This is a genomic window from Tistlia consotensis USBA 355, from assembly GCF_900177295.1.
In the GTDB taxonomy this organism is placed as follows: domain Bacteria; phylum Pseudomonadota; class Alphaproteobacteria; order Kiloniellales; family DSM-21159; genus Tistlia; species Tistlia consotensis.
On record NZ_FWZX01000067.1, the window covers coordinates 1 to 2,638 of the forward strand.

General features: G+C 61.3%; 1 tRNA gene and 2 rRNA genes. All 3 read right to left on the bottom strand.

Annotated elements, in window-relative coordinates:
* A 23S ribosomal RNA gene (locus tag B9O00_RS31955) occupies positions 1–1,617 on the bottom strand; the annotation flags it as partial.
* Between the two features lie 372 nt (positions 1,618–1,989).
* Positions 1,990–2,065, bottom strand: a tRNA-Ala gene (locus B9O00_RS31960).
* 182 nt (positions 2,066–2,247) lie between these two features.
* Positions 2,248–2,638: ribosomal RNA gene (locus tag B9O00_RS31965) — 16S ribosomal RNA — on the bottom strand; the annotation flags it as partial.

The following is a 2,638-nucleotide window of genomic DNA, read 5'->3' on the forward strand; positions in this document are numbered from 1 at the left end:
CCCCCTGGTCTGTGCCCCCCGCCCCTGGTTGCCCAGAAACGGGGCCCGCTTCTCCCGAAGTTACGCGGGTAATTTGCCGAGTTCCTTCAGCACAGTTCTCTCAAGCGCCTCGGTATACTCTACCAGTCCACCTGTGTCGGTTTAGGGTACGGTCCATTTGCGGGGGCTGTTTCCTGGAACGGCTCAGCCGCACGGGCAATCCGATAAGCCCGTACGACACCTGCCATCCGTCACCACCCGCGGGCCCAGGAATCTTGACCTGGTTCCCATCGCCTACGGCCTTCGCCCTCGGCTTAGGGGCCGGCTCACCCTGCGCGGATTAGCCTTGCGCAGGAACCCTTGGACTTGCGGCGAGCGGGTTTCTCACCCGCTTTGTCGCTACTCATGTCAGCATTCGCACTTGCCATACCTCCACCGGCCCTCGCGGGTCCGGCTTCACCGGCCTAGGCAACGCTCCGCTACCATCCGAGCAAGCTCGGATCCGCAGCTTCGGTACATGGCTTGAGCCCCGGTACATTTTCGGCGCAGGACGGCTTAACTAGACCAGTGAGCTATTACGCTTTCTTCAAAGGATGGCTGCTTCTAAGCCAACCTCCTGGTTGTCTTGGCCTTCCCACATCCTTTCCCACTTAGCCATGATTTGGGGACCTTAGCTGGCGGTCTGGGCTGTTTCCCTCTCGACGACGGACCTTAGCACCCGCCGTCTGTCTGCCAGGCTCGACGCTCCTCGGTATTCGGAGTTTGGTTAGGTTTGGTAAGGCTCGCGCCCCCCTAGCCCATCCAGTGCTCTACCCCCGAGGGCGATACCTGACGCGCTACCTAAATAGCTTTCGCGGAGAACCAGCTATCTCCGGGTTTGATTGGCCTTTCACCCCTAGCCACAGGTCATCCCCGTCTTTTTCAACAGACGTGGGTTCGGCCCTCCAGTGGGTGTTACCCCACCTTCAGCCTGCCCATGGCTAGATCACCCGGTTTCGGGTCTGATCCTTCAGACTTAGACGCCCTATTCAGACTCGCTTTCGCTGCGCCTACACCTAGCGGCTTAAGCTTGCCTGAAAGATCAACTCGCTGACCCATTATACAAAAGGTACGCGGTCGCCCTCGCGGGCTTCCACTGCTTGTAGACATCCGGTTTCAGGATCTATTTCACTCCCCTCGTCGGGGTGCTTTTCACCTTTCCCTCACGGTACTCGTCCACTATCGGTCACCGAGGAGTACTTAGCCTTGGAGGGTGGTCCCCCCATGTTCAGACAGGATTTCACGTGTCCCGCCCTACTCGAGGACCACAAGAAGCTGCTTCCCGTACGGGGCTGTCACCCGCTCTGGCGCGACTTTCCAGACGCTTCCGGTACATCTTCAAGTGGCCACTGGGCTAGTCCGCGTTCGCTCGCCACTACTAGCGGAGTCTCGTTTGATTTCCTTTCCTCCGGCTACTGAGATGTTTCAGTTCGCCGGGTTCGCCTCTCCTTGCGGAGATGACCCTAAAGGGCCGGGTTTCCCCATTCGGACATCCACGGATCAAAGGCTGCTCTCGCCTCCCCGTAGCTTATCGCAGAGTGCCACGTCCTTCATCGCCTCTCGGTGCCAAGGCATCCACCGAATGCCCTTAACTTGCGCTTGATCCTCTTTACGGACGACCGCCAAACCCGATGGATCGCTCCATCCGGCCTCAGCAGGCTGCCGTCCCAACTGGTAACCCTGGTTATCAGGATCGACACTTGACGCATCCGCACCGCTTCACCCCGGTCGACATGACCAAAGGGTTCGCCGGCGGCCTGGAATCCCTCCCTCGCAGGAGCTCTCCCCGCCGCCCGGCTGCAGCCGGACGCCCACTCTCGACGATGTCAAACAACTTGCCCTCTCCGGCGGAACGCTCCTCCGCCCGGAAAGCGACACAGCAAGGCGCGACCAGACCCGATCCCGGGCGCCACGCCTTCCTCTCTCGCCTTCCCGCTTCTCCGCGACCCTCACCCGACCGATGCCGGCCCTTGGTGGAGCCGGCCGGGATCGAACCGGCGACCTCAAGCTTGCAAAGCTCGCGCTCTCCCAACTGAGCTACGGCCCCAATCAAGCGACGGCCCGAAAACTCGACCTCCCGCAACGGCAGACAGGGCGCCGCCTGGCGCCCGCCCGCTGCTCTCGGGATCCGATCGGAAGGGATACCAGGACGGCGATCCCGCCAACAGGCGGTAGCGTCCGGTCGTCTTTAGCTGTGCGACGCCGGCAGCAAGCCACCGGCATCCTTAGAAAGGAGGTGATCCAGCCGCAGGTTCCCCTACGGCTACCTTGTTACGACTTCACCCCAGTCGCTGACCTGACCGTGGCCGGCTGCCTCCTTGCGGTTGGCGCACCGTCTTCGGGTCAAACCAACTCCCATGGTGTGACGGGCGGTGTGTACAAGGCCCGGGAACGTATTCACCGTGGCATGCTGATCCACGATTACTAGCGATTCCACCTTCATGCACCCGAGTTGCAGAGTGCAATCCGAACTGAGACGGCTTTTGGGGATTGGCTCCGGCTCGCGCCTTCGCTGCCCACTGTCACCGCCATTGTAGCACGTGTGTAGCCCAGCCCATAAGGGCCATGAGGACTTGACGTCATCCCCGCCTTCCTCCGGCTTGTCACCGGCGGTTCCCTT